Raw genomic sequence first — 23751 nt, 5'->3', positions numbered from 1 at the left:
ATATATAACGTATTTTTCAGTTGAACAACTATTTTATCAGTTATTGAACTTATTTTTCAGTTAAACCGATGGAAAACAGCTACGGAACACCCGTTCTTTCTTTTTTTCAGCAAAGTGGTGGTATATCCGGTGTATACCCTGTGTATATACTAAAACGCTGAAACCCTTGCTGGTGCTAACCAGGCATATAGAAAGCGTATACGATGGATCTACCCCGGCCCGGAACCGGATGGTAGATCGTAAGAGGATCTAAAGAGGATCGTTACTGAATGGTAGCTAAAACACTACTGGATCAGTAACAATTAGCTACATTTTAGTTACAGTTAGTTACGATGCACTTAGGATCCTCTTAAGATGAAGAAAGAAAAAGCCGCCGAAGTGAGTGACACAACGGCGGCCGAGAAACGTATAAAAAGCTGGTTACCAGCTAGATAAATTCTTTTTCTAAAGCAAGGAAGGCTTCTTCGGGGTGAAGACCTTCCCAGAGGATGGCGTAAACGGCCTGGGCAATGGGCATATGGGCACCGGTTTGTTTATTGATCTCGAAAATACAGCGGCTGGCGTAGTAGCCTTCGGCGATCATATTCAGTTCCAGTTGCGCCGCTTTTACGCTATACCCCTTGCCAATCATGTTACCGAACGTGCGATTACGGCTATGCAGGGAATAGCAGGTAACGAGCAGGTCGCCAAGGTAGGCGCTGGCGTTGTAATTGTGCTGGGTGGCACTTTCCTCAGGCTGCTGGCGCTCGTACGTTTCGAGAAACACCTGCATTTCGCGGAAGCAGTTGCCGACATAAACGCTCAGGAAGTTATCGCCGTATTCGAGACCGTGAGCGATACCACCGCCCATGGCGTAAATGTTTTTAAGTACGGCCGCGAACTGAACACCTAACACATCGCGGTTCACGATGGTCTGCAGGTAGCTGTTCGTAAATAAGTCTGCCAGCGACTGGGCATCTGCCAGGTTAACACCAGAGAACGTAAGGTACGACAGCTTTTCCGCGGCTACCTCTTCGGCGTGGCACGGACCGGTGATCGTAAAATATTGTTCGAGGGGAAGATCGAATGTTTCGGCGAGAAAGTCGTTAATGAGCATGTTATCGCCGGGGATGAGGCCTTTGATGGCCGACACTACCTTTTTGCCCTGCAACGCGTCGTTGGACAGCGGGGCCAGTACATCGCGCAAAAAGGCGGAGGGTACGGCCAGGATGATATATTCGCTGGCCTCAATTACATCGGCCACCACGTTGCTGACGGTCAGCAGTTGTGTATTGAAATATACGGAAGTAAGGTAGTGTTTGTTGTGATGCCTTAACTGCAGGTGACGGATCGTATCTTCATTACGTACCCACCACGCCACATGATGCTCGTTATCGGTCAGTATTTTCGCCAAAGCCGTGGCCCAGCTGCCACTGCCGATAATCCCGATTTTTTTACCCATGCTCAACGTTCCAGGAAATTTCCTGCAATGTAAATAATATTGCGGGAACTTATTTAGCCTGCCCTTCGAACAAATCTTTTTTAGGCACCACCTTCACTTTCTTGCCATTGCTCAACTCGCGCGATACGGCTGCATATGGCGCCTGCACGATTTCTTCGCCGGCTTTAAGACCACTGCGGATCTCGATGTTGTTATCGTCCTGGATGCCGATCGTCACTTCGCGCATACGCACGGTACCATCGCTCTGCAACACGAACACTACTTCGCGGATGTCTTTCTTCTTTTCCGGACCTTCATCAGCGGAAGGAGCACCACCAGCGGGTTTACCACCTTTCGGCGTAGTTTTACCGGTATCGTTCATATCGCGGGTGGTAACGGCGGTGATGGGAATAGACAATACGCCTTTTCCATAGCGGGTTTGAATATCTACACTGGCGCTCATACCCGGGCGCAGCGGGAATACGTTGGGATGTTTGGGATCATATAAATCGGCGTACGACTGAAGCAGTACGCGGATGTGTACAATGTAGTTAGTCACCTGTTCGGTGGAACTGGATGCGGTAGCACTTGCAGCGTCTTTACTGGAGCTGGCGATTTGTGTTACCAGTCCTTTAAACTTGCGGTTGTTATAAGCATCCACTTCGATTACCGCCGTATCGCCGTACTTCACTTTCGGAATGTCGTTCTCGCCCACGTCCACCTGTACTTCCATCACGTTCATATCCGCGATGCGCAGCATTTCGGTACCCGCCATTTGTGCGGTACCTACTACGCGTTCGCCTTTTTTAACGGGCAGCATAGAAATGATACCACTCATGGGACTGAGGATGGTGGTACGACCGAGATTCGTATTCGCTTCTTTCAGATTGGCCTGGGCACTCTGCACCGCGAACCGGTCGCTGTTTACCTGTTGTTGTGCAGCATTAAAGTCAGAGAGCGCGGCTTTGTATTCTGCATCCGCCGTTTCAAATTCGGTGCGGGCGATTACTTTATCGTCGAGTAGTTTCTTGTTACGATCGTATACGATCTTGGCCTGGTCGAGCCGGGCTTTAAAAGCGGCGATAGTCGCCTCCCTGTTGGCCAACATGGCCTGCGACTGGCTTACGGAAGCGGAGGCTTTGTCGCGCATGGAGCCATACACGTCGGCGTAGATGCGTGCCAGTACCTGTCCTTTTTTAACGGAATCGCCTTCCTGTACGAGCAGGTCGGTAATTTCGCCGGACACGTCCGAGCTAACTTTCACTTCTATTTCAGGATATATTTTGCCGGTCGCCGAAACTACCTCTATGATGTCGCGCATGGCGGCTTTGTCTGTCGCTACTGTGATGCTGTCATCCTTCTTTCTGCCTTTGATGACAATGACAGCAATCACTAAGATAAGCAGGCCCAACACAATGTAGACTACTCTTCTTTTTCTTTTCATAAACGGTTTTGTTTCGGCCGGGCCTACGCTACAGCGTAATTTTCTGGTCGCGGTAGAACTCCAGCAATTTGATTTTGAATATATAATCGTAGAGGGCAGATACTTTGTCTATCTGTGCCTTATTAAGGTTCGTTTGCGTAGTAATATACTCCACCGAGTTCATTAAACCAACATTGTAACGTTTGGTGGCGAAGTCGAATGCTTTTTGCGATGCGCGCTCCGTCGACTCTGCTGCATGAAACTTCTGTAATGCAGCGGCGGCATTCGCATGGGCGGTGTAAACATCCTGACGGAGTTGCTGACGGTTCACCGCCTGTGTAAGCTCGCGGTTCTCTACATCTATTTTCGCACGCAGTACGGCGCTGCGGTTGGCCCAGCCATTCAGGATGGGAATGTTGAGGCTCAGACCAATATACTGGCGGAAGTTATTACCGATTTGTGTACCAAATGGCGTTTTGCGGGTGTTAAAGCCGTAGCTGGGTTGGTAAACACCGTACTCCGAGCCTCCTACATTCACGGCAGCGATCGTATCGAAGCCGTTAAAAACCGGCGCGCCGAACACCTCCTGCGAGGTACTGGCATAGTTGGTACCCAAACTTCCCGCTGCGCGCAGCGATGGATACTGGAGTGCCCTGGCGGCTGCGAGATAACGCTCGGAAGCCATTACATTGGCGCGGTCGGCCTTTGTTTGCGGCTGGTTCGAGAGGGCTGCGCTAAACACCATCTCCGGGGCGGTTTGCGCAATATCTAATACAGGAGTAGTTTTGATGTTGGCGGGTACTTCTGGCTCAAAAGGAATATTGAAATCGAGGTTCAATATAGCTTTTAACGTGAGTACGGAAATCACCGCCTGGTTGCGGGCGGTTACCAGCGTAGAGCTGTCGCGCGCCAGCTGTGCTTCCAGGTCGGCCTGGTTACTTTCGGGTACGGAGCCGGCTGCTACCAGCTTCTTCGTATTTTCCAACTGCGAGGTAGAAAGGGCCACCTGCGATTCGCCGATCTTTACCTGTTCATTAGCCAGCAGTATCTGCAAAAACGCATTGGCAATGTTGAACGACATGTCGTTACGCGCTCTTTCCAGCAGGAAATTGCTGGCCTCCATTTCGTAGCGGCTGCCTTTAATATTATTCTGTACCCTGAAGAAGTTAAACAGGTTGGCTCCGGCACTCAGGCTAAGGCCACTGCTAAACAGGGTTGTATTATCGAAGGAGTTGGTGGTCGGGTTAATGGAACGACCGAAGTTGTACCCGATGTCCGCACCGGCGTTGAGGGTAGGCAACTGGGAAAGTTGATTCTGCTGATAAACAAGTTCCGCCAGCCGTTTTTGCAATACCGACTGTTTAATAGTAAGGTTATGCTCCAATGCAAACGCCACACATCTTTCAAAACTCCACTTGTCCTGCGCCTGGGCACGGAAGGAACCAACAAACAATAAAGCGGAAAGCATGGCGGCTTTCATGCATCGATTTAATATCATAGCCTGACAAAAATATATTAAATGTAAAGACACCATTCTTCCCTTCTTGATAAATGGCAATTTGAGGGTAGGTATGGTGCAAGGCCATACGAATTTAAAGGAAAACATCATACGAAAGGCTTTTTTTGCCAGCTATTGCACCTGGCCGTCCATAATCCGGATGATCCGGTTACCGTAGGTCGCGTTTTGGTCGGAATGGGTTACCTGTACAATGGTGATCTTATCTTTTTGATTCAGCTCCCTGAAAAGCTGCATGATAGAAAGGGCCTGATCGGAGTGCAGGTTGCCCGTAGGCTCGTCGGCAAATATCACCTTCGGCTCGCCGATAATGGCGCGGGCAATGCCCACCAGTTGCTGCTGGCCGCCCGACAACTGGTTTGGGAACAGGTCTTTTTTAGCCACAATGTTAAACCTATCCAGCACGTCGGCCACGCGACTCTTACGCTCCGAAGCCGAGATGTTGCGATACAGCAGTGGCGTTTCTATATTTTCATATACGGTCAATTCATCGATGAGGTGATACGCCTGGAACACAAAACCGATGCTGCCCCGGTGTAACTGGGTGCGCTTCTTCTCATTCATTTTGCTCACCAGCTCATTGTCAAAGTAATATTCGCCGCCGGAAGGCTCTTCCAGCAAACCAAGTATGTGTAAAAGGGTCGATTTGCCCGAGCCGCTAGGCCCCATGATCGAAACAAATTCCCCCTCGTGTATGTGCAGATCAATATCTTTCAATACTTCATTTTTACCAAATCCAACCGGGTAATGCTTAGAGATATGCTTTAAATGGATCATAACAATGTATCTGTCTGATAAATATAAAAAGGTTATTCTGATCTTAATGATTTAACGGGGTTGGCCAGCGCCGCCCGGATGGACTGCACACTAACCGTTACCAGTGCTACGATAACGGCACAAAGTCCCGCCACGGCAAACACCCACCATTGCAGGCCAACGTTATAAGCGAAGGAATTGAGCCAGGCCCCCATCCCATACCAGGCCAGCGGCACGGCTATGAATATCGCGATCACCACCAGTTTTAGGAAGTCGCGGTACAACAGTACTACAATAGCGCTGATGCTGGAACCTAATACTTTGCGGATACCAATTTCCTTGGTGCGTTGCGCAATAGACAAGATGGCCATCGCAAAGAGCCCCATGCAGGAAATGATGATGGTTACGATCGCGCCGGCTACGAGCAACTGCGAGGTACGTTTCTCTTCATTATACATACGGTCAACGTTCTCGTCGAGGAACGATCCTTTGAATTCTACGCCCGGCTGTATCTGGCTCCACACTTTCTCCACCCTGCCCAGGCTGGCCGGCAGGTCGTTAGGCGATACTTTTATATAGCCGTATGCGTAATCGACTCTCGTAGGATCGAGCCTTAAAGTAATTGCGTCAATCTTTTTAGCGAGCGACTGAAAGTGGTAGTTTTTCATGATACCGATTACCTGGTGCTGGTCACCTTCATCATCAAACTTGATAAACTGGTTGAGAACATTGTTACCGCCCAGGCGTTTGGCCATTTCTTCATTGATCACGATTGCCGTAGAATCGGACGCCAACCGCCTGTCAAAATCGCGCCCGGCGACGAGCTGAATGCCTATCGTTTGTGTATAATCGTAGTCAACGGTTAATAAATTGGTATTGATCTCCCGTTCTTTATAATCGAACGTAACGGACGACGTCATGCTCGACCGGTCGAGACCGAGGCCGAGATTATTATCCGCTGCACTAAAGCTTAATATACCCGGCTCACCGGACAGCCTATCGCGAAGCAGGTTGATTAATTGCCCGCGGTGTATATCACCGCCCGCCAGTGGCAGGCTGATCACCTGTTGCTTATTATAGCCAAGCGGTTTGGAACGCAGGTAACTGATTTGCTGCAAGGCCACCAGCGTACAACAGATCAACAGGGACGAAAATGCAAATTGTACGACGATCAGCGAGTTCCTTACGGGCTGTTTACGACCGGGCTTCACGCTGCCTTTCAACGCCTGCACCGTATCGATGCGCGTCATCACCAGCGCCGGGTAAACACCGGCTACGATCGTCATGACCAGGAAGGCGGCTATGATGCCGAGCAGCATTTCCGGCCGGAAGATCATGGCCATGTTTACACTTGTATGCAGCCAGGCGCTATAGGAGGGTATGACCAGGTAAGTGATAATACCACCGACAATCAGCGCTACAAGGCAAATCATTAACGCCTCTCCCCACAATTGCAACACCAGCTGAAAACGCACGGCACCCATCATTTTGCGCATGCCTACTTCTTTGGCGCGGCCAAAGGCACGTGCAACAGACAGGTTGATGAAGTTGATACAGGCGATGAACAGTACAAAAGCGGCAATCACGATCAGCATGTATGGCAACGCTTTTTTAACATCGCCGCCACTGGCACTGATGCTGATGAAATGCATATCACGCACCGGGATGAGGCTGAACTTCTTCAGGTAACCATCCGCATTGGGCTTGCCGCCGTCACGTTTAATCCTGGCCACATTGTCCTGGTAGTACTTGTTTACGATCGACTGGCTGTGTTTTTCAAAACCAGCTATGGTAGCCTTGTCAGACAGCTTTACGAACATTTCTGTGTTGTAGTGGTCCCAGATGGATTTATGCTGCTCGTAAGCCGGCAAATGTTCGAAACGCATGAGCGCTCCAAAATCGAGGTCGGAATTGGCGGGCGCGGCCTGTACAACGGCGGCAATCGTAAAGTTATCCCATTTATCGCCGAACTTGATCGACACCTGTTTGCCTACCACATCGGCAGAACCCAACCATTTCAGGGCAGCCTTGTCGGAAAAGACAATGTTGCCCGGCTGGTCGAGCGGCCGTTTACTGCCGCTGATGATCGGGAACGTAAACATATCCAGGAAGTCAGGATCTACAAAGCGAATGCCCATGGAGCCGGTAGTGGTCCCGTAGCGGTAGCTTGCACCGCCACCGATGTACCGGGTAGACATCAACACTTCCGGGAACTCGCGCTTCATCTCATCCTGTAAAGGAACAGGCAGGTTGGATTTTGCATTGGGTCCGTTCACCTCGTTTTCCTCGTGGTATATCTGGTACAGGGAGCCTAATTCCTTATGAAAGTTATTGAAGGAAAACTGGAAGTAAGCGGTAACCGACAATAGTAAAGCGACGCAGACTGCTACGGCTAAACCGATCACGTTAATGGCGAAAGTTCCTTTCGACTTCCAGATATTTCGCCAGGCGAGTTTCAGGTAGTTGGCAAACATGGTGTAAGATTAAACGTGAAATTGTTCCTTGATATTCTCCGTCACCACCCTGCCATCGAACAGGTTCACAATGCGATGGGCAAAGCCGGCGTCATATGGCGAGTGGGTTACCATGATCATGCTGGTACCGGCGTTATTAAGCTCCTGCAGCAGCTTCATTACTTCTTCCCCGTTGGTGGAGTCGAGGTTACCGGTGGGCTCATCCGCCAGAATCAGGTTGGGGCGGGCTACTACGGCGCGGGCAATCGCGACACGCTGTTGCTGACCACCCGAGAGTTGTTGCGGGAAGTGATTACGGCGATGCATGATGCTCATGCGCTCCAGCACTTCTTCCACTTTCTTTTTACGCTCGGGGCCTGGTACTTTCAGGTATAACAATGGCAGCTCCACGTTCTCAAAAACCGTCAGTTCGTCAATGAGGTTAAAGCTCTGGAACACGAAGCCGATCGCACCTTTACGCAACTGCGCACGTTGGCGCTCGCTCATACGTGCCACCTCTTTACCCCAGAAGTGATATTCGCCATCGGTAGGGTTATCGAGCAGACCCAGGATATTGAGCAGTGTAGATTTGCCGCAACCGGATGGGCCCATGATGGCCACAAACTCACCGTCCTGTATTTCCATATTTATACCGTTGAGGGCCGTGGTTTCCACTTCTTCGGTCGCAAACATCTTTTGTAAATTGACTGTTCTGATCATGGTAGTTTGTTTATTGTTGATAGGGGTAGATGCTGATCTAAATGTATTAAAATGATAAAACTTCTTTGTCACCGAAATTCTCATACGAGGACGTTATTACCTGTTCGCCCGGCTGCAGGCCATCCAGCACTTCGAAGTACAGCGGGTTTTTGCGGCCTAAACTGATCTGGCGCTTCACGGCTTTCTTACCGCCCTTTTCCAGCACATACACCCAGTTGCCGCCGGTATCGGAGAAGAAGCCTCCGGTTGGCAGCAATACGGCTTGCGAAGATTTACCCAGCTCCAGGTGAATAGGCGTACTTTGACCGCGACGGATGCCTTCCGGCGTTTTACCATCAAACACCATGTCCACTTCGAAGCGGCCATTCTTCACCTCCGGATACACTTTCGCGATCACCAGCGTGTTTTCTTTACCGTTAAATTCGAAGTTGGCTTTTAACCCGACATATACGCGGGAGATGTAATGCTCGTCAATCTCCGCCCGCAGTTTAAACCCGTCCATATCATCAATCTGACCAATGTTTTGTCCGGCCACGATGCTGGAACCAACTTCCACGTCGATAGAGGAAAGCTGTCCGGCAACTGGGGCACGCACCACCAGGTTGGCAAGATTGCTCTTCATCAGTTGCAGGTTACGCTGTGTACGTTCGATGGTCGCTTCGAGCTGCGCGATTTGCAGACGGCTGTTATCTTCCTGGTACTTCTGCGACTGTACTTCTATCTCCCTGGCACGTTTCAGGCGCTCGTAATCGCGTTTCGATTTAAGATAGTCCGATTCGGAAATCACTTTGTCCTTAAACAGCTTGTCGTTGCGATCGAACAAGTCTTTCGCCTGGTCGAGCGTGTAATCCAGTTCACTCAGCGTTTTATCCAGCGTAAAGCGATCTTGCTTGAGGCTCAAACGGGTGTTTTGCAGTTCGTTGATCAGGCGATACATTTCTGTTTCGCGGTTTACGAAGTCCATCATAAGACGCTGGTTATCGAGGCGCAGGATCGAATCCCCCTTTTTAACCATACTGCCTCCTTCGAGGTACTTCTGCATTACATAACCGCCTTCGATCGCATCCAGGCGGATGGTTTTTAGCGGTTGCACCACCGCGGTAACTACAATATATACATCGAACGTGCCTTTCGACACGGTAGATACCGTAATTTTCTCCTTCTCAACATTGAGCCTGGAACGGTGATCGGCGAAAATGAGCTGGTAAGCCAGCAGGAATACCACCAGCGTACCGCCCCCGATCATCAGGATGCGTTTTTTGTTCCAGAACTTCTTTTCTATTTTTCTGTCCATTGCAGTATTGTTTGCACCCACCAATTTTCAATCCATATGCCAAACAGCCATTTCCTTTACCATGGCTGGTTTCAGGAAAAAGAACGGTTTTAAAACGTCCTTTGCCGGACGCGCGGTGTTCGTTTCCGGACACTTGCCCATGGCGGGCGGAGCGGGAATAATAAAATGTTCAGAAGCAGCAAATCTTTATTTATATTGCTTTACAGGCCGACGCACCGGCCCATATGCATAACATCCAACAATAAGGAACATTGTTTGCGGTTCCGACATTAACCTGATTTATATGACAACTATTCAGCAAGGAAAAATACTGATCGTAGACGATGACACCGATGTATTACGTGCAGCAAGACTTTTATTGAAACGGCACTTTTCGCAGGTAGATTTTGAGAAGAACCCTCAGAAGATCCCTTACCTCGTGACCAACTTCGACTACGATGTAATTCTGCTGGACATGAACTTTACCCGCGACTTAAGCAGTGGTAAAGAAGGATTCGAATGGTTGGACCGCATACTCGACATCAACCCGAAAGCCGCCGTAGTACTATTTACTGCCTACGGCGACGTGGAAATGGCCGTACGGGCGATTAAAGCCGGTGCTGTAGATTTTGTGCTGAAGCCCTGGGAGAACGAGAAATTATTAGCCACCATACAAAAGGCCTTTGACTCCCGGCAGCAACAAAGTGCAGAAAAAGCCACCGTACCAGTCGCTGCCAGCAACAACCTGATCAGCGTGAGCAAGGCGATGCAGGACATACTGGAAACCGCCGCGCGTGTAGCCGAAACCGATGCCAATGTATTGATCCTGGGCGAAAACGGCACCGGTAAAGACTTACTGGCCCGGCACATTCACCAGTTATCACTCCGGAAAGATAAATCGTTCGTTAGCGTAGACCTGGGCGCCCTCAGCGAAACGCTGTTCGAAAGTGAGTTGTTCGGTCACGCCAAAGGCGCATTCACCGACGCCCGCGACGACCGCATGGGGCGTTTTGAAGAAGCCAACGGCGGCACTATTTTCCTGGACGAGATAGGCAACATCACCCTCCCCTTTCAGGCGAAACTGCTTACGGTATTGCAGCACCGCTCCGTTACCCGCGTTGGCAGTAATAAATCGATACCCATCAACGTAAGGCTTATTTGTGCCACCAACCGGAACATTTCGCACATGGCGTCGCAGTACCTGTTCCGCCAGGATTTGCTGTACCGCATCAACACCATCGAAATACAGTTGCCGGCGCTGCGCGAGCGTACGGAAGATATTATACCGCTGGCAGAACACTTCCTCGGCATGTACCGCAAGAAATATAACAGGCCAGTGGCCTTCCTGCACGACTCGCTGATACAGCAAATGGAGCAGTACGACTGGCCGGGCAACATCCGCGAGCTGCAACACGCGGTGGAACGGGCCGTTATTCTTTCGCAGGGCAAAACACTCATGCCGAAAGATGTGTTTATGAAGAACAATGCCGCCAGCGGTAACGAGAAACTAAACACCGGTTACAACCTGGAGGAAATGGAGCAGAACATGATTAACCAGGCCCTGAAGAAATGTAATGGTAACATTACCGAAGCTGCAAGGGAGCTGGGTTTGAGCAGAGCCGCATTATACCGGCGCATGGAAAAATATAACATCTGATAGTGAACAGGTTCAGCATAAACATCATGCTTCGTATTACGGGGCTATCGCTCAACGTTGCGCTGGGCGTGTGGTTCGCGTTACAGCACATGTACTTTCTCGCCGGTTGCATGGTGCCATTGCTGGCCATACAAATCTATGGGTTGTACTATTACCTGAACCGGGTGAACAGGAAACTGACCTTGTTCCTGGAGTCTATCCGGTACGAGGATTTCAGCATCCGCTTTAGCGCTGATAATAAACTGGGCAAAAGCTTCAGCGCACTGAACCACCAGTTTAATGAAGTGCTGGAAGCCTTTCGCCAAACGCGCGCCGAAAGAGAGGCGAGCCTCAAATACATCGATACGATCATTCAACACATCAGCGTCGGCATTTTATCTTTTGACAGTGATGGAAAGATAGAACTGATTAATCCGGCGGCGTTCCGGCTGCTGGGTATTTACCGCCTGCGCTACATCGACGAATTGAAACATACGCACCCCGAATTGCCGGAGCTGATGATGTACCTGGAGGCGGGTCATAAAAGCCTGTTCGCCACGCAAAACGGGCAGCAGCTGTCTATTAACGCCGCCAGCGTACGGCTGCAGGGGCGATTGGTAAAGCTGATATCCATCCAGAACATTCATGCGGAACTGCAACGGAAAGAACTGGAGGCCTGGCAAAATCTTACGAAGATCCTGCGGCATGAGATCATGAACTCCATTACACCCATCGTATCGCTGATCGGCACGATGAAAGATATTGTGGACTACGACATCACCGCTGCTACGGAACCTGGTCACGAAGCGGTAGAGGATTTAAAAGAAGCGCTGCAAACGGTGGAAAGCCGCAGCAAAGGCATCATGAACTTCGTGAACGCTTATCGCGATTACACCACGCTGCCCGAACCACAGTTCACCCAGGTAAGCCTGAAAACGTTGCTCGCATCGGTAAGTAACCTGCTGATGTCCGATATAAAAGCGGCCGGCATCACTTACCAGGCCAGCGTATCCCCCGAAAATATAGAGATACACGCCGATGCCACACAACTGCAGATGGTACTCATCAACCTGGTGAAAAATGCCATGGATGCATTGGAACATACCGACAAGCCGCTCATCCAGGTCAAAGGTTACATCAGTAATACGCAACAGGTTTGTATCGAAATTGCCGATAATGGTCCGGGCATTGAACCTGAGGCGTTGGAGCGCATCTTCATTCCCTTCTTCACTACCAAAAAGAAAGGTTCTGGCATTGGACTCAGTCTATCGCAACAAATTATTCAGCTGCACGGCGGTCAATTGAAAGTGGTGAGTCCGCCTGCAAGTGGCACGACTTTTTATGTGTTGCTTAATAGCTAAATAGTGAGTAAGTTGCAGTATTCGACTAATCCCATGAAGAAAAAGATTTGGGGGTTGTTATATTTCTCTGTGCTGGCGCTGGACGTGTTAGCCATTGCGATAGACCTTCCCTTTCCACGTTACTTTACAAAACCGTTGCTCATGATTATGCTCGCCCTCCACTATTGGTCGGAGGCGTTGTACATCGAGCAACCCGTGCGTAATCTCATTTTTGCCGCACTTATCTTCTCCTGGTGGGGCGATACCCTGCTGCTTTTCGAGCAAAACAGCAATATGTTTTTTCTGGGGGGATTAACCAGCTTCCTGATGGCGCATGTTGCCTACATCATTTTCTTTGCCCGGGTAGAACATGCCGAGCGCTTCGTGCGACCGCGCCACATCGCGTGGACATGTTTCTCCATCGTGTACGCGATGGGGTTATTATACCTCTTGTATCCAAATATGGAAGGATTACGGCTTCCTGTTTTTTTATACGCCGCTGTAATAACGGCCATGCTGCTTTCCGCGATCTATGCGTTCGCGTTTAAGAACACGCTGGCCTCCTTTCTTTGTATACTTGGCGCAGTGTTATTCGTACTGTCAGACACGTTGTTGGCCGTACGTAAATTTTACTCTCCCAACTCTATTGCCAGCGTAGCTGTGATGATTACATATGGCATTGCCCAGTGGTGTTTGGTAGAAGGCAGCCTGAAACATATGAAAAGCTAAGCTTTTTTATGGGTGGGTCTGTTTTTTGCCTTCTCTGCCGTAATTTTGATGGCATATGCAAAAAACAGACTTTCTCGTAGTAGGCTCAGGCATAGCAGGTTTAACCTATGCCCTGAAGGTTGCAGAACGTTGCCCGGATAAAAAAGTGACCGTGATCACCAAAACCCGGGAAGACGAAACGAACACCAAATACGCCCAGGGTGGCGTAGCCGTGGTGAACGATCTCGAGAACGATAGTTTCGAAAAGCATATCGATGATACACTCATCGCCGGCGACGGTCTTTGTAATGAAAAGATCGTGGAGATCGTCGTAAAGGAAGGCCCCGAACGCGTGAACGAGATCATCGAATGGGGCGCCAACTTCGACCGCAATCCCGATGGGGACTTTGCCCTGGGCAAGGAAGGTGGCCACTCCGAGTTCCGCGTGATCCACCACAAAGACATTACCGGTAAAGAAATAGAACGGGCTTTGCTGGAGGCCATCCGCAAAAGACCCAACATCGAAGTGATTACCCACTGCTTCGTGGTAGACCTCATCACGCAACACCACCTCGGTTACCTGGTCACCAAGTCCACCCTGGATATAGAATGCTTCGGGGTGTATGTGCTGAACCTCCAGACCAATCGCATTGAGAAAATTCTGAGTCGTATTACATTGCTCGCCACCGGTGGCAACGGGCAGGTGTATCGCACCACAACTAACCCGGTAATTGCTACCGGGGACGGCGTGGCCATGGTGTACCGCGCGAAAGGCCGCATCGAGAACATGGAATTTATCCAGTTTCATCCTACGGCACTGTACGAGTCTGACGTAAACCCGTCGTTTCTCATTACCGAAGCTGTTCGTGGCGATGGCGGCATTTTACGTAACAAGAACGGTGAAGACTTCATGCACAAGTACGATAAACGCCTGTCGCTGGCACCGCGTGACATCGTAGCCAGGGCGATAGACAGTGAGATGAAGATCACCGGTACCGAACATGTGTACCTCGATTGTCGTCACATGGACATCGATAAGTTCATTCATCACTTCCCTAACATTTACGAGAAATGTAAATCGATCGGGATAGATGTGACGAAAGATATGATCCCGGTAGCACCGGCGGCTCACTATAGCTGCGGCGGTATTAAAACAGACGAATGGGGCCACACTTCCATCCGCAACCTGTTTGCCTGTGGTGAATGTGCCAGCACTGGTTTACACGGTGCCAACCGGTTAGCCTCCAACAGCCTGCTGGAAGCCATGGTGTTTGCACACCGCAGCTTCCTGAAAGCAGTGGTGGAGATTGATGGTACCAGCTTCAAAGATGACGTGCCCGACTGGGATGCCAGCGGCACCACGGCGCCAAAGGAGATGATCCTCATTACCCAAAGTTTGAAAGAACTTAAGCAGATCATGAGTGATTATGTGGGCATCGTTCGTACGAACACCCGTATTCAACGTGCCCTGCGCCGGCTGGACATACTGCATGAAGAAACAGAGGAGCTGTATGAAAAAACGGCCGTTTCACCTCAATTATGCGAACTTCGCAACCTGATTACAGCAGGCTACCTGATCGTAAAAAGCGCTGCGTTCCGCAAGGAAAGCCGTGGCCTGCACTTTAATACCGATTATCCGTTCAAGTGTGAACTTGTGCAGAATATAATTTTATAAACGCCGGAGCATGCTACTCCCCGTAACTTTGTGTGTATGTATTACCTGATGATGTTTGTGCTGTACGGTGTTTCGCTGCTGCCTTTCCCGGTACTGTACCTGTTAAGCGACTTTCTATATATACTGATGTATTATGTAGTCGGCTACCGGAAAAAGACAGTCTTCGAAAACCTACGCAAGGCCTTTCCAAATAAAACCGAAAAGGAAATAACGCTACTCGCGCGCACTTACTTTCGCAACCTTACTGATATGATGGTCGAGACCATCAAACTGCTCACCATGAGCAAGAAGTCGCTTCAGAAGCGATTTAAATGTGACCTCACCGTACTTCAACAACTTTACGAACAAGGCAAAAGCTGCCAGCTGCATCTTGGTCATAACTTCAACTGGGAATGGGCGAACCTGTTTTGTATGCAGGGCGTCAAATACCCCTTTCTCGTGGTGTACATGCCACTCGCCAACAAATCCGCCGACCGCATGTTCCGCCACTTCCGCGAAAAATTCGGTACCGTATTGATATCCGCTAAAGACATGCGTAATAGCATGGCCCCGTGGATGGACAAACAATACCTGATCGCGCTGGTAGCGGATCAAAACCCGGGTAAACGCCGCCGTGCCTTCTGGTTCCCCTTCTTAAACCAGATGACATTGTTCTATAAAGGCCCCGAAATGTCGGCCAGGCGGCATGATATACCGGTGGTGTTTGCGGATATCCGTAAGAAAAAGAGAGGCTATTACGAAGCGGTGTTAAAACTGGCGTATGAGCACCCGGCACAAACGGAGGAGCGAGAGATTACGGGCAGCTTTGTCAGCTACCTTGAGAAAAACATTCTTGAACAACCGGAAGTGTGGGTGTGGAGTCACCGGCGCTGGAAGCATAAATATATTGCCGGGGAAACGGAGGTATAATAGAATGGCTGCCTGAATCGCTTCAAATGATAACCGGTGCATGCGGCTGACTACAAGCCGGGAATTGCCTAAAATCCGAAAGAACGATAGAACGTACCCTAATAAAACGGGGCTGTCTTAAAAGTAATTTATACCCGTTTTATTGGGTACCTGATGGAGGGATTCGTCGTTTACGCGTTTCTCACGACCATCGAACTACTTTTGAAACAGCCCCATTTTAATTTATGCAGTCGCTATTCAGCAGCCGGCTATTAGGAAGGTATTTTCAGCTTCTGACCAGGATGGATCAGGTTCGGGTCCTTGATCTGGTCTTTGTTCGCTTCAAAAATCTCTTTCCAGGTAACGCCCGGGTAGTTCTTCGCGATCTTGCTCAGGCTATCGCCGGATTTCACCACGTACTCTGATGTTTGACCAGCGGCACCTTCGGCGAGGCTGATGTTCAACACAATGTCCGAGGCGCTATACTCGGGGTCCAGCTTTTCGAAGGCGGTCCATACCTGGTCCTTTGCAGTGGCGGATGGAGCGGTGCCTGTAACATACAGTACCCCTTCCTGCTCCGTAGCCTGCAGGTTAGCAACACCAGCGCTGTTAGCGGCCAGTATCACATCTGCGTACTTGTCTTTTAAAGCCATGGGATTACATTTAAATGGTTACCAGAATTATTTTTTAACCGTCAGGTTGTTGATCACCTTTTTGGGTTTTGATTGGTCTGCAGCCTGACGTGCTTTCTTCAGGTCGTCTTTAGACACTTCGCCGGTTAAGGTAACTTCACCATTGGCTACAGCTACTGTAACACCAGTTACGCCGCTGGCCGTAATGGCGGAGTCAACGCTCATCCTGATTTTTTCGTCGGGGTTAATGTCCACTGGCGGCGGCGGGGGAGCCATCACCTGGGCGGGAGTAACCATAATGTTGTTGGTTACAGATTTCACACCTTTTACAGATTTAGCTGCTTCTTCCGCCGCTACTTTAGTGGCGTCGTCGGCCACTTCACCGCCGAGGGTTACTACACCTTTCTGTACATCTACAGTGGTGGTAGGCGCAGTGGTGGTCAGCTTGTCGCTCACTTCCTGTTTAATTTTGGTGTCATTTGGTCCGCAGGCTGCCAGGCCGAGGGAAAGAAGGCAGGCGAATAAGATGGATTTGTTCTTCATGATGGTAAAATTTTTTGTCCCTTAGAAAAACAAATCGCGCGCCAAGACGGTTCAACCGATGCTTTTAAATAATTGTTTCGCAGATGTATATGAAATATAGAATAATTAATATATTTGCTATATAACAGATTATTACATACGTATCTGATTCATGAGCATGCAATAAAAAAAGCAGGACAATTAGTTTGTCCTGCTTCATTTTATTTTTTAGAAAGATTGGCGACTTAGTTCAGCACATTCTTTTCCTGTACGGTTTCGATGCCTTTTGTTTCTTTCAATTTGCCATAACCGCCCGCTACGTTACGCAGGTTGTGTATGCCTTCTCTTTTCATGAGCGAGCATGCAATGACGCTACGGTAACCGCCTGCGCAATGCACATACAGGTTATGCGTGTCCTCAAAATCGGCCAGGTTGCCGGGGTCGGTCATATCGCTGAGCGTGAGGTTGATGGCTGCCTTCAGGTGACCATCTGCAAATTCACCTGGCTTACGCACATCTACCACCACCAATTGGTTATCGTGTGGAATATCCATGGCCAGTTCATCCGGATCTACCGTGATGATCAGGTCGATTCGTTCGCCGGCGGCCTGCCAGGCTTCGTATCCACCGGCCAGGTAACCTTCTACTTTGTCCAGACCTACACGGGCCAGGCGTACGATGGTTTCTTCTTCCTTACCGGCTTCGGTAACCAATACCATTGGCTGGTCGAACGGTAACAGGCTGCCGGCCCATTCGGCAAAGCGACCTTCCAGGCCAATGCTGATGGAGCCGGGCACAAAACCTTCGGTAAAAACGTTCGCGTGACGGGTATCGAGGACCACCGCGCCATCTTTTACTTTTTGTTTGAAGTCTGCGATAGACAGTGCCACATTGGCTTTCTCCATCACATTATTCAGCGCGTCGTATCCCTCTTTATTAATTTTTGCATTGATAGGAAAGTACTGCGGAGGCGCGGCAAGTCCGGCAGTGAGTTCCTGTACGAACGCTTCTTTGTCTTCCGCTTTCAGCGCATAGTTCGTACTCTTTTCCTCACCTATGGTGCTGGAAGTATTCGGGCCCAGGTTTTTACCGCAAGCCGAACCAGGACCGTGTGCCGGGTATACGAGTACGTTATCTGCCAGGGTTTTGATCTTTGTTTGCAGGGAGTCGAACAGCATTGCCGCGAGATCTTCCTTTTGCAGGTTACCGCTAAACAGGTCCGGGCGGCCAACATCGCCTACGAACAGTGTGTCACCGGTAAACACGGCATGGTCTGCCCCGCTTTCGTCCTTCAGCAGGTAGCAGGTGGATTCCAGCGTGTGGCCGGGCGTGTGCAAAGCGGTGATGCTGATCTTACCGATTTTAAAAACTTCTCCGTCGCTGGCTTTGTGGAACTCGAACCCAGCTACGGTATCGGGGCCATAAACGATCGGTGCTTTAGTGGCAGCGGCCAGATCAAGGTGCCCGGAAACGAAATCGGCGTGGAAGTGTGTTTCAAATATGTATTTAATGGTTGCATTACGCTCCTTCGCCAGTTCGAGATAAACTTCGATATCGCGCAACGGGTCAATTACGGCAGCTACACCGTCAGATTCAATGAAATAGGCTGCTTCTGACAGGCAGTTCGTATATAACTGCTTAATGAACATGGTTTTTGATTTTCGCAAAGTTAATAAATCTGCCGGGAAGGCTGCTTCGCCGGGAGCATGAAGTTACGATTAATAACCATGCGGGAATATGAGTAAAATCGATGACCGTATAGCCGGTGGGATAAGACCAAAAAAGGCTCCCTCACCGAAGTGAGAAAGCCTTCAATATGTTTGGCGCCGCAAGCGGACTTGAAAAAGATATTAACCTACCAACTCTTCTACGAACTTAGCTACTTCAGCTATGCGTTGTTTGTTGATAGTATAATGGATAAACTTGCCATCGCGCTCTGTAATCACGATACCAGCCCTTCTGAGGATTGCCAGGTGCTGAGAAGCAACCGACTGCTCGAGGCGTAATTTAACGTAAATCTCAGTCACGGTCATGCGTTTGTGATCTTCCAACAGTTTGATCATCTGCTGGCGCAGCTTATGGTTGATGGCTCTCAAGACCATTGCTGCCTTTTTAACGGCAATGTAATCCAATTTGATCTGATCTTTTTCATTGTTACCCCTAGAAATAATAAGAGTATTAGAAGAGGTAGTTAATAATGTTTTTTCCATCGCAAAATAATTTTAAAAAATAATGAAATGACAGGGATCAACGGACAGTAAAAACGCGACTGTTAGAAAACAATCTCGGATATTGATTACACAAAATTATAATATTACTCACAATAAAAAAAATTTCTATACCTTCTTTTTTAATATATAAGCCCCGTAAACCGCCAAAATAGCGATATTTGACATTTTGATGACATATGTATATAGTACTTATTTGCTTCCCGGGTGGAAAAAGGCTTTCAGATAATGCGGGGCAAAATAAGCCAGGTCTTCGAAATCATTTTGACCGAATGCCTTATCGGCGAGGGGGGCCATATGTGCGGCGGAAATCTCATATGGGGGGAAAAGTGCATTGGGCTCGTGCGCCAGCGCTGGTTGCCACTTAGCGGCACCATCTCCAAAAAACAATACTTGTTTTGTTTTAAGCCATTCGCTGTAGGAGCTATCATCGAGGATGAGTGCCTGCGGGGCTAACAAGGGCTGAAGGCCTGCATCGTATACTGCGGTGAAAACCTCCATTCGGCGGGCGTCGATCATGGGGCAATACAAGGTTTCCCGTTCTTTTGCGGTATTGATCATTCCACTTGCCATCATCTTAAGTGTGCTAATTGCAATGAGAGGTTTGCGCCAGGCATAACACAAGCCTTTAGCCGTGGCGGCGCCTACACGTAGTCCGGTATATGATCCTGGGCCGGCACTTACACACACCGCATCCAGGTCACGTGCAGTGATGCGCGCGGCATCCAGCACCTGCTGAATGAAGGATGGCAGCTTGGCTGCGTGGTCCTTTTGTTCGGCGTTACGAATAAGTTGCAACACCTCTCCATCGTTCGCAAGGCAAACGGAACCTATGCTGGTTGCAGTATCGATATTAAGTATCAGCGCCACTATTTTCACTGTTGGCCACGAGCGCTTCCATTTGCTGAAAGTATTCTGCCCGTAGCAGTTCACAAATGCGGTATCGTTCATTGCCCGTTTCGGTATGTACGGCGTGCAGCACGCCAAATACTTCACGGATGCCTATTTTTTCACACCATTCGAATGGCCCGTACGGATAGTTAGTGCCCAGTTTCATGGAAGTGTCGATATCTTCCCGGGAGGCCACCTCTTGCTCCAACGCATAATAGGCTTCGTTGATGATCATACTTACCACGCGCGGTGTCACCATTCCTGCCTGGTCGGCTACTACCTCGAACGCCCATCCCAAACGCTGCATGGCGTCCTGTAAACGAGGCAGATGATCGGGTGTGGGGAGCGTTACTTCCTTTACCTTCATGTCCATAAATCCTGGCAAAAGATTCATACCAGACACGTTAGTTGGGATTTTTATTCCTTCTGTCTGCTGCACTATCTTCCACGAGGTTTTAACCATATTGGCCAACACCGTCAGGTGGGGAAGATCGCGGTATACGAAAACACGGTTTGGAAATTCGTCGAAAGAAAGGTCGATTACCAGCTGGTATTGCATCCAATCTCCTACCTCCGAAACCAACGCTTTCCACTCCGTACTTTCCGTTCCGGCAACCTGCTTCCACGCTTCCCAGCGCTGCTCATCGCCTATTACGAGGACGTTCATGCGCAAAATTGTTTGGTGTTAGTGCCGGCTATTTTACGGCGATCATAGATATTTCTACACTCACGCCTTTGGGCAAACCTGCCACCTGCACCGTTTCGCGGGCAGGATAGCTTCCATCGAGGTACTGACCATACACTTCGTTGATCTTGCCGAAATCGTTCATGTCCATGATAAAAATGGTGCTCTTTACCACGTCTGCAAACGTATAACCTGCTTCGGTAAGAATAGCCTGAAGGTTTTTCATTACCAGGTGCGTTTCCGCTACTACATCGCCTTTCTTTACTTCGTTGGTTACCGGATCTATAGCCACCTGGCCGGAAATGTAAAGGGTATTACCCGCTTTGATCGCCTGGTTGTAGGGGCCTATAGGAGCCGGTGCGTTGCTTGTTTTTATGATCTGCTTTTCCATAATGGCAAAAATAACATGTTCGGCGCGGCTTTCCATGCCTTTTGATCTGCTGGCTTTCCGGAACTGTGGAAAGCCACAGGCGCACAACTTGGTAAATTATACTAATTTGCGTGTTTTACACTCATTTCCCCTGTTTAGCGAATCAGGACAATAATTGTCGTAACCCGAACCGTACACCTTGATTAAACTATGCGAGTTAGCAGCCTAAACGGAATACCGTTAAAAACGGCATGGCTCATCCTGGCCAAACTTTATATTGCGCTGTTCATATTCAGCAGCACACTGTTTCTCTTATTTATTACACCCGTGTTGCAACCCGGTCTTTGGAGCTACGCCCTTAGCTGCGTAGTCATCATCACCTATATGCTGACTGCCCAGTCCGAAAACTTCCAGATAAAGACACGTACGCAGGTACAACCTTTACTGTTAATGTTGGCGATCGTGATGCCTTTAGCGCTTTTCGTCGTGCGTGATATTTTATTAAAACTGATACCGTTGCCCTCCTTCGCGCCCATTAGCTTTGCGACAGTACAGGCAGATTCTGTGGCGGCCATCATCGGATCGTCGCTATTATTACCCATACTGGAAGAAATACTTTTCCGGGGAATCATCCTGGAAGCACTGCTCAAAACCAATCCCTCTTCGCGGGCGCTGTTACAAACGACGATTATATACGCCATCGCCACACTTAACCCCGCATTTATTATTCCTAAATTTTTGCTGGGCCTTTTATGTGGCTTTTTTTACCTGCGTACACGAGAGCTATGCTACCCGATCGTCGCACATGTGATATATAACATGGCCGTCGTAGCGATGCTGGCCTCCGGCAACGACGGTTTGGCCGAGGCGCTTAACAGTGAAATGCTTTATTTCCTGCTGATACTGGCTGCCTGTATGCTACTGCCACCCGCCTACTACCTGCTGCAACGGGCGAAAAACTAGATGCCTCGTTACGATTTACCAAACAACATTACTGCCAGTTTCGCATCGTGGCCATACACGTCATCGCGGAAGTTGAGTTGTCCGTCGCTGCCTACCCACGCGGTAAAGTAACCGATGAACACGGGTAGTTTATACTTCAACGTTACATACTGCTCTTTCGTCGCATTCATAGCCGCATCGATCCGTTTTTCGGTCCAGGCACTGTCGTTACGCAACAGGTACATGGCCAGTCGTTTTGGTTCCGACACGCGGATGCAACCGTGGCTGAACGAGCGTTTGGTTTCGTTAAACAGCCCTTTGGACGGCGTATCGTGCAGGTATATATTGTACTCGTTCGGGAACAGGAATTTCACCTTACCCAGCGAATTGGCGCCGCCTGGTTTCTGGCGGATGATGTAGGGGAAATTTCGCGCCGTGTATTTACTCCAGTTAATCGAACCCGGGCTGATCACATTGCCACTTGCTCCGGCCACTTCCATATTATGGCGGGCCAGGTAGCCCGTGCTGCGCTTGATGCCGGGCAATACTTCGCTGCCCAATATGCCGGGCGGCACGTTCCAGTAAGGTGCAAAAACGACGTACTTCATTTCCCGGCTGAAAATAACGGTGCTGTTGGCGGGCGTACCTACCACTACATTGCTGCTCCACGCCAGTTTATCATTTTCATAGATGTGCATGCGGAACTCCGGTATGTTCACCAGGATGTAATTGCCACCCGGATCTACAGGTACCCAGCGGATGCGCTCCATATTCACCAGTATCTGGCGGATGCGCCTGGCGGGTGATACGTTCAATGCGTTCAGCGTGCTTTGGTTAAGCTGGCCATTTACGGTTAACCCATGACGCGCCTGGAAAGTACGGATGGCCGAATCGAGCGCCACATCGAATAACGGCGACGCGTCTTGTTGCTGTAGGTCGCCGAGGACGAGCAGTCGGGCTTTTACATCGGAAACCACCCTTGCCGAGTCGCCCTTTTTATAGGTTTTCTTATCTGCTTTGATAGAATCCCATCCCTTACCTTCCTGCGCAGAAAGTTTTGCCAGGCGTTCGCGCAGCAGGTTGTATTGGCGGTTCACCGGCTCTTTGCCCGCCATGTTGCCCGACTTAGTGGCTACAACCGAGTCGAGCAGGCTGCCCATGTCTATTTTCTTCCGGGGGATGTACCACTCCAGGTCACGTGCTTTATCGGAAGTTAATCCGCCCCAGGTTTTGCTGGCGTAATGGAAAAAGCGTGCCGTCATCTGCAATTCGGCACGTGGAATAGTCGTATCGGAAGGTCTCAGTCTGTCGCCACGAGCGCTCAGCGTATCGAAAGTTGCCTGTAGAACTGAGTCTGCGGCGGCAATACCGTACGACGCATCCGTACCCATCATATTGATAAAGCTACCTGCCTGCTCCGTTACACCAGATTCGTTGATCCATGCAAAGTGAAAGTCCCTGCGGCGATAAAAGTCGCGGATATATTCGGCGTACTGCGTATCCCGTGCGAGATAACTATTCAGCAGGTTACTGTCAAGCGTGAGTGAAATGTATTCTTCTTGGGTATAGTGTGTTGTATCCCTTACCACTGGCTGCTTTTTAGGAGCATTTCGTTGGCAGGATACCGTTGCCATGGCGGCAAACATAAGGAGCAATACAGAACGTGTAATCAT

General features: G+C 49.5%; 21 protein-coding genes. 6 read left to right on the top strand and 15 right to left on the bottom strand.

Annotated elements, in window-relative coordinates; genetic code table 11:
- Positions 1-427 precede the first annotated feature (427 nt).
- The 7 genes from MKQ68_RS23430 to MKQ68_RS23400 all read right to left on the bottom strand — a co-directional run bounded on the left by MKQ68_RS23430 (position 428) and on the right by MKQ68_RS23400 (position 9582).
- A complete protein-coding gene (locus MKQ68_RS23430; RefSeq protein ID WP_264281183.1) occupies positions 428-1441 on the bottom strand; it encodes an NAD(P)H-dependent glycerol-3-phosphate dehydrogenase in 1014 nt (337 codons plus the stop codon).
- 49 nt (positions 1442-1490) lie between these two features.
- On the bottom strand, positions 1491-2864 hold the full coding sequence (locus MKQ68_RS23425; RefSeq protein WP_264281182.1) for an efflux RND transporter periplasmic adaptor subunit: 1374 nt from the start codon (positions 2862-2864) through the stop codon (positions 1491-1493).
- Between the two features lie 28 nt (positions 2865-2892).
- A complete protein-coding gene (locus tag MKQ68_RS23420; protein ID WP_264281181.1) occupies positions 2893-4323 on the bottom strand; it encodes a TolC family protein in 1431 nt (476 codons plus the stop codon).
- A 150-nt stretch (positions 4324-4473) separates the two neighbouring features.
- Entirely contained in the window at positions 4474-5136 is a 663-nt protein-coding gene (locus MKQ68_RS23415; protein WP_264281180.1) for an ABC transporter ATP-binding protein, read from the bottom strand.
- 32 nt (positions 5137-5168) lie between these two features.
- Complete coding sequence (locus MKQ68_RS23410) at positions 5169-7589, bottom strand: ABC transporter permease (protein ID WP_264281179.1); 2421 nt, start codon at positions 7587-7589, stop codon at positions 5169-5171.
- 9 nt (positions 7590-7598) lie between these two features.
- Positions 7599-8288 (bottom strand): ABC transporter ATP-binding protein, encoded by a 690-nt coding sequence (locus MKQ68_RS23405; RefSeq protein ID WP_244836712.1) that lies wholly within the window; start codon positions 8286-8288, stop codon positions 7599-7601.
- A 46-nt stretch (positions 8289-8334) separates the two neighbouring features.
- Positions 8335-9582, bottom strand: coding sequence for an efflux RND transporter periplasmic adaptor subunit (locus MKQ68_RS23400; protein WP_264281178.1), 1248 nt, complete (start codon positions 9580-9582; stop codon positions 8335-8337).
- A gap of 283 nt (positions 9583-9865) precedes the next feature.
- On the opposite strand from MKQ68_RS23400, the gene MKQ68_RS23395 reads away from it, so the two are divergent.
- The 5 genes from MKQ68_RS23395 to MKQ68_RS23375 are packed head-to-tail and all read left to right on the top strand — an operon-like array spanning position 9866 to position 15829.
- The gene (locus tag MKQ68_RS23395; protein ID WP_264281177.1) at positions 9866-11218 is read left to right on the top strand and encodes a sigma-54-dependent transcriptional regulator; all 1353 of its coding nucleotides are present in this window, start codon (positions 9866-9868) and stop codon (positions 11216-11218) included.
- A 26-nt stretch (positions 11219-11244) separates the two neighbouring features.
- Entirely contained in the window at positions 11245-12558 is a 1314-nt protein-coding gene (locus MKQ68_RS23390; protein ID WP_264281176.1) for a sensor histidine kinase, read from the top strand.
- A 33-nt stretch (positions 12559-12591) separates the two neighbouring features.
- Positions 12592-13266 (top strand): lysoplasmalogenase, encoded by a 675-nt coding sequence (locus MKQ68_RS23385; RefSeq protein ID WP_264281175.1) that lies wholly within the window; start codon positions 12592-12594, stop codon positions 13264-13266.
- A gap of 55 nt (positions 13267-13321) precedes the next feature.
- The gene (gene nadB, locus MKQ68_RS23380) at positions 13322-14920 is read left to right on the top strand and encodes an L-aspartate oxidase (RefSeq protein WP_264281174.1); all 1599 of its coding nucleotides are present in this window, start codon (positions 13322-13324) and stop codon (positions 14918-14920) included.
- Positions 14921-14956: 36 nt separating this feature from the next.
- On the top strand, positions 14957-15829 hold the full coding sequence (locus MKQ68_RS23375; protein ID WP_264281173.1) for a lysophospholipid acyltransferase family protein: 873 nt from the start codon (positions 14957-14959) through the stop codon (positions 15827-15829).
- 251 nt (positions 15830-16080) lie between these two features.
- Here the strand turns inward: MKQ68_RS23375 and MKQ68_RS23370 are convergent, their stop codons facing one another.
- From MKQ68_RS23370 to MKQ68_RS23340, 7 genes are all read right to left on the bottom strand, one after another.
- A complete protein-coding gene (locus tag MKQ68_RS23370; RefSeq protein WP_264281172.1) occupies positions 16081-16461 on the bottom strand; it encodes a LysM peptidoglycan-binding domain-containing protein in 381 nt (126 codons plus the stop codon).
- A gap of 27 nt (positions 16462-16488) precedes the next feature.
- On the bottom strand, positions 16489-16983 hold the full coding sequence (locus tag MKQ68_RS23365; RefSeq protein ID WP_264281171.1) for a BON domain-containing protein: 495 nt from the start codon (positions 16981-16983) through the stop codon (positions 16489-16491).
- Between the two features lie 224 nt (positions 16984-17207).
- A complete protein-coding gene (locus tag MKQ68_RS23360) occupies positions 17208-18611 on the bottom strand; it encodes an MBL fold metallo-hydrolase (RefSeq protein WP_264281170.1) in 1404 nt (467 codons plus the stop codon).
- Positions 18612-18812: 201 nt separating this feature from the next.
- A complete protein-coding gene (locus MKQ68_RS23355; protein WP_248077696.1) occupies positions 18813-19172 on the bottom strand; it encodes an ArsR/SmtB family transcription factor in 360 nt (119 codons plus the stop codon).
- 210 nt (positions 19173-19382) lie between these two features.
- A complete protein-coding gene (gene tsaB, locus MKQ68_RS23350) occupies positions 19383-20141 on the bottom strand; it encodes a tRNA (adenosine(37)-N6)-threonylcarbamoyltransferase complex dimerization subunit type 1 TsaB (RefSeq protein ID WP_264281169.1) in 759 nt (252 codons plus the stop codon).
- A complete protein-coding gene (locus tag MKQ68_RS23345; RefSeq protein WP_264281168.1) occupies positions 20044-20748 on the bottom strand; it encodes a 3-hydroxyacyl-CoA dehydrogenase family protein in 705 nt (234 codons plus the stop codon). Before MKQ68_RS23345 ends, tsaB begins: the two co-directional genes overlap by 98 nt.
- A gap of 28 nt (positions 20749-20776) precedes the next feature.
- Positions 20777-21157, bottom strand: a complete 381-nt coding sequence (locus MKQ68_RS23340; RefSeq protein ID WP_264281167.1) for a RidA family protein — start codon at positions 21155-21157, stop codon at positions 20777-20779.
- 189 nt (positions 21158-21346) lie between these two features.
- Here MKQ68_RS23340 and MKQ68_RS23335 point away from each other — a divergent pair, with 189 nt between their 5' ends.
- Entirely contained in the window at positions 21347-22099 is a 753-nt protein-coding gene (locus MKQ68_RS23335) for a CPBP family intramembrane glutamic endopeptidase (protein ID WP_264281166.1), read from the top strand.
- 8 nt (positions 22100-22107) lie between these two features.
- On the opposite strand, the gene MKQ68_RS23330 is transcribed toward MKQ68_RS23335, so the two are convergent.
- Positions 22108-23751, bottom strand: coding sequence for a L,D-transpeptidase family protein (locus MKQ68_RS23330; RefSeq protein WP_264281165.1), 1644 nt, complete (start codon positions 23749-23751; stop codon positions 22108-22110).

Source organism: Chitinophaga horti, assembly GCF_022867795.2.
Lineage (GTDB): Bacteria > Bacteroidota > Bacteroidia > Chitinophagales > Chitinophagaceae > Chitinophaga > Chitinophaga horti.
Note: the sequence above shows the minus strand (reverse complement) of the source record. Positions and strands in the feature narration are given on the sequence as shown.

Coding starts and splice junctions, on each gene's coding strand:
- MKQ68_RS23330 (WP_264281165.1), bottom strand. CDS start 23,751: ATGATTACACGTTCTGTATTGCTCCTTATGTTTGCCGCCATGGCAACG.
- MKQ68_RS23355 (WP_248077696.1), bottom strand. CDS start 19,172: ATGGAAAAAACATTATTAACTACCTCTTCTAATACTCTTATTATTTCT.
- MKQ68_RS23360 (WP_264281170.1), bottom strand. CDS start 18,611: ATGTTCATTAAGCAGTTATATACGAACTGCCTGTCAGAAGCAGCCTAT.
- MKQ68_RS23365 (WP_264281171.1), bottom strand. CDS start 16,983: ATGAAGAACAAATCCATCTTATTCGCCTGCCTTCTTTCCCTCGGCCTG.
- MKQ68_RS23345 (WP_264281168.1), bottom strand. CDS start 20,748: ATGAACGTCCTCGTAATAGGCGATGAGCAGCGCTGGGAAGCGTGGAAG.
- MKQ68_RS23425 (WP_264281182.1), bottom strand. CDS start 2,864: ATGAAAAGAAAAAGAAGAGTAGTCTACATTGTGTTGGGCCTGCTTATC.
- MKQ68_RS23410 (WP_264281179.1), bottom strand. CDS start 7,589: ATGTTTGCCAACTACCTGAAACTCGCCTGGCGAAATATCTGGAAGTCG.
- MKQ68_RS23340 (WP_264281167.1), bottom strand. CDS start 21,157: ATGGAAAAGCAGATCATAAAAACAAGCAACGCACCGGCTCCTATAGGC.
- nadB (WP_264281174.1), top strand. CDS start 13,322: ATGCAAAAAACAGACTTTCTCGTAGTAGGCTCAGGCATAGCAGGTTTA.
- tsaB (WP_264281169.1), bottom strand. CDS start 20,141: ATGAACGATACCGCATTTGTGAACTGCTACGGGCAGAATACTTTCAGC.
- MKQ68_RS23395 (WP_264281177.1), top strand. CDS start 9,866: ATGACAACTATTCAGCAAGGAAAAATACTGATCGTAGACGATGACACC.
- MKQ68_RS23390 (WP_264281176.1), top strand. CDS start 11,245: ATGCTTCGTATTACGGGGCTATCGCTCAACGTTGCGCTGGGCGTGTGG.
- MKQ68_RS23375 (WP_264281173.1), top strand. CDS start 14,957: ATGTATTACCTGATGATGTTTGTGCTGTACGGTGTTTCGCTGCTGCCT.
- MKQ68_RS23400 (WP_264281178.1), bottom strand. CDS start 9,582: ATGGACAGAAAAATAGAAAAGAAGTTCTGGAACAAAAAACGCATCCTG.
- MKQ68_RS23335 (WP_264281166.1), top strand. CDS start 21,347: ATGCGAGTTAGCAGCCTAAACGGAATACCGTTAAAAACGGCATGGCTC.
- MKQ68_RS23420 (WP_264281181.1), bottom strand. CDS start 4,323: ATGAAAGCCGCCATGCTTTCCGCTTTATTGTTTGTTGGTTCCTTCCGT.
- MKQ68_RS23415 (WP_264281180.1), bottom strand. CDS start 5,136: ATGATCCATTTAAAGCATATCTCTAAGCATTACCCGGTTGGATTTGGT.
- MKQ68_RS23385 (WP_264281175.1), top strand. CDS start 12,592: ATGAAGAAAAAGATTTGGGGGTTGTTATATTTCTCTGTGCTGGCGCTG.
- MKQ68_RS23370 (WP_264281172.1), bottom strand. CDS start 16,461: ATGGCTTTAAAAGACAAGTACGCAGATGTGATACTGGCCGCTAACAGC.
- MKQ68_RS23430 (WP_264281183.1), bottom strand. CDS start 1,441: ATGGGTAAAAAAATCGGGATTATCGGCAGTGGCAGCTGGGCCACGGCT.
- MKQ68_RS23405 (WP_244836712.1), bottom strand. CDS start 8,288: ATGATCAGAACAGTCAATTTACAAAAGATGTTTGCGACCGAAGAAGTG.